Source organism: Spirillospora sp. NPDC029432, from assembly GCF_040703975.1.
Lineage (GTDB): Bacteria > Actinomycetota > Actinomycetes > Streptosporangiales > Streptosporangiaceae > Spirillospora.
Genome location: NZ_JBEZWH010000011.1, coordinates 195,741 through 201,206 on the forward strand (window position 1 = coordinate 195,741; position 5,466 = coordinate 201,206).

Consider the following 5,466-nt stretch of genomic DNA (forward strand, 5'->3'; position numbering starts at 1 on the left):
GGGTCCCCGCCCTCTTTTCCCGGGGGGTCCCCCCCCCCGGCGGGGGGGGTGGGGGGGGGGGGCCCGCCGGGGCCGGGGCCGCCCCTCCCTATTTCTCCCGATATCTCTCCGGGTCCTGGTCAGCGGCGGCAAATGATCTCGCCGTGGGTCACCGAGTACCAGCCGTCCTCGGCGGCGGCCCACGCCTTCCAGCCCGCGTAGATCTCCGCCAACTCCTCCCGGGTGGCGTGCCCGCCGGCGACGGCGCGGTCGGCGACCGAGGAACGGAGCATGCGGCCGCCCCACGACTCGCTCCACCACTCGCGCTCCTCGGGCGTGGAGTAGCACCACGCGGACGCGCTCGCGGTGACGTCGGTGAAGCCCGCCTCGCGCGCCCAGGACACCAGGCGGCGGCCGGCGTCGGGTTCGCCGCCGCCGTCGCGGGCCGTCCGGTAGTAGACGGGACGCCAGGCGTCCATGCCCGGCGGGTTCGGATACCAGGCCATCGTGCCGAAGTCGGCCTCCCGGGCGGCCACGATGCCGCCGGGCCTGCAGACGCGGCGCATCTCGCGCAGCGCCCGTACGGGATCGGCGACGTGCTGCAGGACCTGGTGCGCGTGCACGACGTCGAAGGACCCGTCGGCGAAGCCCAGCGCGTGGACGTCGGCGACGGCGAACTCGACGTTGCGGTCCCCGGCCGTCCGGCGCGCCTCGTCCAGCACGGACGCGGCGGCGTCCACGCCCGTGACCCTGCCGGGGGCGACGCGCTCGGCCAGCCCGGCCGTGATCGTCCCCGGCCCGCATCCCACGTCCAGGACCGTCGCCCCCGGCCGGAGGAGCTCGGCCAGGTAGGCGGCGGAGTTCTCCACCGTCCGCCACTGGTGCGAGCTCAGGACGGTCGCGTGATGGCCGTGGACGTAGCTCATCGGAATCACCCCTCATGCGCGTGGCCGATGCCCTCACCCTAGACCGGATGCCCATTATTTGAGAAATAGATATCAATATATGAGACAGTCATGACGGAAGGGGTGCCCGGAAAAGACGGATCCCCGCACCCTGAGGCGGGTGCGGGGATCCGGGATGCCTGCGGCGCGGGCGTCCTACGCGGCCTCGGCCAGGACGAGGCGGCGGCCCGTGGCGGGCTGCGGGGCGGACTGCGCGGTGGGCTGCGGGGCGGGCAGGGGCTCGACCATCGCGAGCACGGCGGCGGCCGGCTCGGCGTAGGCGTTGACGGTCACGTGGGAGAGCTGGGTGAGCCACGGTTCGATGACGGTCCGCTCGGCGGGTCCGTCCAGCCGCGGGTGAGTAAGGTGGAACGTTGCCACTGCCACTACCCCTTTCTGCAAATCCGGTGGACCGCCCTCCCCCTGAGGGCCGTTCCGCCGGACGGGAGATACCCGGAGGTACGCACCGAACAAGCTCCCCGGTTCGATGCCTATTCCCCGGTGTACCCCGGATCACGCTGCTAACTTACGTCCCGGGTCCGACATTTTCTCGAACGTCTATTCCCCCGTGACCGAACGCAGGAGCGGGCGGCTCAGGGCGCTCGCGCCGAGGACCCCGGCGAAGCCCACGGCGGTCGCCGCCAGCAGCGTCAGCGTGCCGGCGGAGCCCAGCCCGGAGGCGAACGGGAACGCGAAGAACAGGCCGGTGAGCATCGAGCCGCCGCCCATGACCGCGAGCGGGATGAGCACCTCCTGGCGGCGCGCGCGGTCCAGGACCGGCAGCGGCGTCCCGGCCAGGCGCAGCGCCTCGTACGTCTGCCGCCGGTCCAGGACGGATCCGGCGCCGGTGATGCCCGCGCTGGCGACCGCGATGAGGAACGAAACGATCAGCACGGTCAGCGAGCCGGTGCGCAGGTCGGCCAGCAGGTAGGTGCCGGCGCCCATGTCCGCCGGGGCCGTCGCGACCTTTCCGGGGACGGTGCCCGCGAGGGCCGTGCGGGCGCGGTCGACGGAGGCCTCGCCGCCGGTCACCGTGGCGGCCACGATGTCGTTGCCTTCCCGCGGGGTCACCGTGACCTTGGCGGGCAGCCCGTCCAGGCGCTCGCGGGCCTGCGCGGCGACCGCGGCGGAACGCTCCTTCGGGACGGCCAGTTCGAGCCGGTCGGCGGGGCCGGTGGTGACGGCGCCCGGGTTGAGGAGGGCCAGGAAGCCCGCGACGAATCCGGTCAGCGCCACGCCCGCGACCATCCGCCAGGCCGAGCGGGGGTCGTCGATCAGCCGGCGGCCGGCCAGGAGCCCGGCGGGCCGGCGGACGGTGGCGGCGGCGAGGTGGCCGAGCACCCAGACCACCCAGGGGCCGGCGAAGTTGAGCGCGAGGAACGCCAGCGACAGGAAGACCAGCAGGATGATCGCCCCGATCTCCCCCACGCGCAGCACGCCGCCGCCGAGGATCCCGAACGCGATGATCAGGACGACCAGCGCGACGGCCCGTACGGCGCGCATCCCGGGCGGCGTGTGCCGCTGCGCCACCCCCAGCGGGCTGATCACGACGCGGCGCAGCCCCGCGACGGCGCTCGCGCCGACGAGCAGCGGCACGGCCGCCAGCACGCCGAGCAGCGGGAGGAGGCCCGGCCACAGGTCGGCGGCGTACCAGCCGCCCCCGGCGATCCGGACGCGGGCCAGCGCGGGGATCGCAGCGGCGTACAGGAGCGTCCCGAGCACGGCGCCCGCGGCGGCGGTCAGCACGGCCTCGGCGGTGGTGATCGCGACCACCTGGCCGGGCGTCGCGCCCACCAGCCGCAGCGCGGCCAGCCGCCGGTCGCGGCGCGCGACGGTGAGCCGGGCCGCGGCGCCGCCGAAGACCAGCAGCGGCACGACCATCAGCACGGACGCGACGTACATCAGGATCCGGTACGTCTGGGCCCGCGTCGTCACCGCGCCGGTCGCGTACGCGTCGATCCGCTCCGGCCCGGCGATCGTGTCGAGGGTGCCGGACTTGGGGCGTTCGGCCTTCATGGCGGGGTCGTCCGCCGTATGGCCGGCGACGGCGACCAGCTCGTCCGGGTGCTCCAGGGCGTCGCGCCCGAGCGTCCCGGCCGGGGCGCCGCCGAAGCGCTTCGCCAGCTGGTCGGCGGGCAGTTCCCTCATCAGCTCGGCGAGCGCCGGCGACACCCAGGTCTCGCCGGGGGCGGGGAAGCGCTTCATGCCCGGCGGTACGGGCGCGCGGTCGCTCAGGGCCGCCAGATCGACGATGGTGAGCGGGCGGCCGCGCACGGAGTCGGTGGCCTTGGCCTGGATCGCGGTGGGCGTACCGGTGGCCTTGGCCGGGGCGCGCCAGGCGTCGGCGTCGGCCCGTTCGGCGAACGCGTGGTTGGCTCCCACGGCGAACAGCAGCAGCCCGGTCGACAGGGCGACCGCGGCCATCGTGAGCAGGGGGCCGAGCACCCCGCCGCCGCGCAGCAGCCGCCAGGTGAGCCCGGAAAGGGCGCGGAGGATGCGCATCAGCACGCCCCGTCCCGCGCCAGGATCCGGCCGTCGCGGACCTCGACCGTGCGGTCGCACCAGGCGGCGACGCCGGGATCGTGCGTGACGACCACGAGGGACGCCCCGTTCCGCTTGGTGGCCTCGACCAGCAGGCGCATCGTGTCGTGCCCGGTGGCCTGGTCGAGCGCGCCTGTGGGCTCGTCGGCGAAGACCACGGCGGGCCGCGCGGCCAGCGCCCGCGCGATCGCCACGCGCTGCGCCTGGCCGCCCGACAGCTCGCCCGGCCGGCGGTTCTCCATGCCCGCCAGGCCGAGCGGCCCGAACCACGCCCGGGCCGCCTGGACGGCCTCGCGCCGCGCCGTCCCGCCGAGCATCAGCGGCAGCGCCACGTTCTCGTCGGCGGGCAGTTCCGGGAGCAGCTGCCCGGACTGGAACACGAAGCCGAACCGGGTCCGCCGCAGCTCGCTGCGGCGCCGCTCGCCGAGCGTGTCGATGCGCCGCCCCAGCAGGTGCACCTCGCCCGCGTCCGGCCGCATGATCCCGGCCAGGCAGTGCAGCAGCGTCGACTTGCCCGAGCCGCTCGGCCCCATGATCGCCACGGCCTCGGCGCGGCCCACGGTGAGCGCGATGCCGTTCAGCGCCACCGTGGACCCGAACCGCTTCTCCAGCCCGCCGCCGTGCAGGATCGCGTCGTTCACGCCGGCCGCTCCCCGGACCGCCGCCGGCGCAGGGACTCGGCGATGTCGCGGGCCGGCAGCACCAGCCCGCCGTAGACCACGAAGGCGAGGAAGGCGGCCAGCACCGGAAGGAAGATCAGATTCAGCTGGTTCATGCCCTCCAGCCTGCGAGAAGCGCCGGGGCCGCCGCATCGGGCACAGGTTCGGTCCGTACGGGCGTCCCTCAGCCGAATGGCCGATCCGAGCGGTACGCGTCAGGTCGTAGCCTTCAGGTCATGGACGCACAGGGGGCGCGGCTGGACCGCGTCCAGTCGGTCGGCGGCTGCCTGTTCCGCCTCGTGGCGGGGGGACTCACCGCCATGTTCCTGGCGCTGAACGCGTTCGGGGCCCGCCTGGAGCCCGCGAACCTGCTCCTGGTCGCGATCGCCGCCGTGGGCGCGACCGCGGCGCTGATGCCCCGCCGCGTGCAGGCGTGGGCGATGATCGCGGCGGTGCCGTCGCTGGGGATGACGCTGGCCATCCAGATCTGGGACCCCCGGGTGCAGAGCCCCAGCGTCCTGGTCGAGATGCTGGCGCTGCTGGTCCTGCTCGCGCGGATCGTGTGGCGCTCCCAGCCGCCCGTGCTGCTGCCGCTCGCCGGGTTCGTGGGGCTCACGGTCGTGGCGCTGCCGCTGCGCGGCTCGACGATCGCCATGGTGATCCTCACCGCGCCGCTGGCGGTGCTCGTGGCGATCGCCGTCGGTGCCGGGCTCTACCTGCGGGCCGCGGACGCGCGGCGGGCCCGGGCGCTGGCGGACGCGCGCCGCGACGAGCGGCTCGACCTGGCCCGCGACCTGCACGACTTCGTCGCCCACCACGTGACCGGGATCGTCGTCCAGGCGCAGGCCGCCCGGTTCACCGCCGGCACGGCCGCCGCGCAGGACCCCGAGCGGCTGGACCGGATGCTCGGCGACATCGAGGCGGCCGGCACCGAGGCGCTCACCTCGATGCGCCGGATGGTGGGCCTGCTCCGCGACGCCCAGGACGGCGCCGCCGCCGACGGGGACGCCGGCCGGCGCCCGGTCGGCGGGCTGGACCAGGTGGAGGAGCTGGTGGCCCGGTTCGCGCACCCGCCGGCGACGCTGTCGCTCGATCCGGGCCTCGGCACGCTCCCGCCCGAGGTGGCGACGTCCGTCCACCGGGTCGTCCAGGAGGCGCTGACGAACGCGCGCAAGCACGCCGCCGACGCCACCGCCGTGCACGTCGGCGCGGCCCGGCTGGCGGACGGCTCGATCGAGGTCGCGGTGCGCGACGACGGCCGCGGCCGGGGCGGCCGGCGGCTGCCGTCCGGCGGGTTCGGGCTGGCCGGGCTGGGCGAGCGGGTCGAGGCGATCGGCGGGCGG

The 5,466-nt window shown here is 75.5% G+C and carries 6 protein-coding genes; 1 reads left to right on the forward strand and 5 read right to left on the reverse strand.

The window, feature by feature from the left end:
• Positions 1–119: 119 nt before the first annotated feature.
• The 5 genes from AB0881_RS12190 to AB0881_RS12210 all read right to left on the reverse strand — a co-directional run bounded on the left by AB0881_RS12190 (position 120) and on the right by AB0881_RS12210 (position 4,239).
• Positions 120–905 carry a methyltransferase domain-containing protein gene (locus AB0881_RS12190; RefSeq protein ID WP_366616469.1) on the reverse strand — a complete coding sequence of 262 codons (786 nt, stop codon included), beginning with the start codon at positions 903–905 and terminating at the stop codon, positions 120–122.
• A 174-nt stretch (positions 906–1,079) separates the two neighbouring features.
• A complete protein-coding gene (locus AB0881_RS12195) occupies positions 1,080–1,304 on the reverse strand; it encodes a hypothetical protein (RefSeq protein WP_366616471.1) in 225 nt (74 codons plus the stop codon).
• A gap of 177 nt (positions 1,305–1,481) precedes the next feature.
• Positions 1,482–3,425: an FtsX-like permease family protein gene (locus tag AB0881_RS12200; RefSeq protein WP_366616487.1), complete on the reverse strand. Its 1,944-nt coding sequence runs from the start codon at positions 3,423–3,425 to the stop codon at positions 1,482–1,484.
• Positions 3,425–4,105: an ABC transporter ATP-binding protein gene (locus AB0881_RS12205; RefSeq protein ID WP_366616473.1), complete on the reverse strand. Its 681-nt coding sequence runs from the start codon at positions 4,103–4,105 to the stop codon at positions 3,425–3,427. The genes AB0881_RS12200 and AB0881_RS12205 overlap by 1 nt, the downstream gene beginning before the upstream one ends.
• Positions 4,102–4,239 (reverse strand): hypothetical protein, encoded by a 138-nt coding sequence (locus tag AB0881_RS12210; protein WP_366616475.1) that lies wholly within the window; start codon positions 4,237–4,239, stop codon positions 4,102–4,104. The genes AB0881_RS12205 and AB0881_RS12210 overlap by 4 nt, the downstream gene beginning before the upstream one ends.
• A 120-nt stretch (positions 4,240–4,359) precedes the next feature.
• Here AB0881_RS12210 and AB0881_RS12215 point away from each other — a divergent pair.
• A partial coding sequence (locus AB0881_RS12215) for a histidine kinase (protein WP_366616477.1) occupies positions 4,360–5,466 on the forward strand: 1,107 nt, incomplete at its 3' end.

Excerpts from the sequence above, each read along its gene's own strand:
- AB0881_RS12190 (WP_366616469.1), bottom strand. The coding sequence starts at position 905 with ATGAGCTACGTCCACGGCCATCACGCGACCGTCCTGAGCTCGCACCAG.
- AB0881_RS12200 (WP_366616487.1), bottom strand. The coding sequence starts at position 3,425 with ATGCGCATCCTCCGCGCCCTTTCCGGGCTCACCTGGCGGCTGCTGCGC.
- AB0881_RS12210 (WP_366616475.1), bottom strand. The coding sequence starts at position 4,239 with ATGAACCAGCTGAATCTGATCTTCCTTCCGGTGCTGGCCGCCTTCCTC.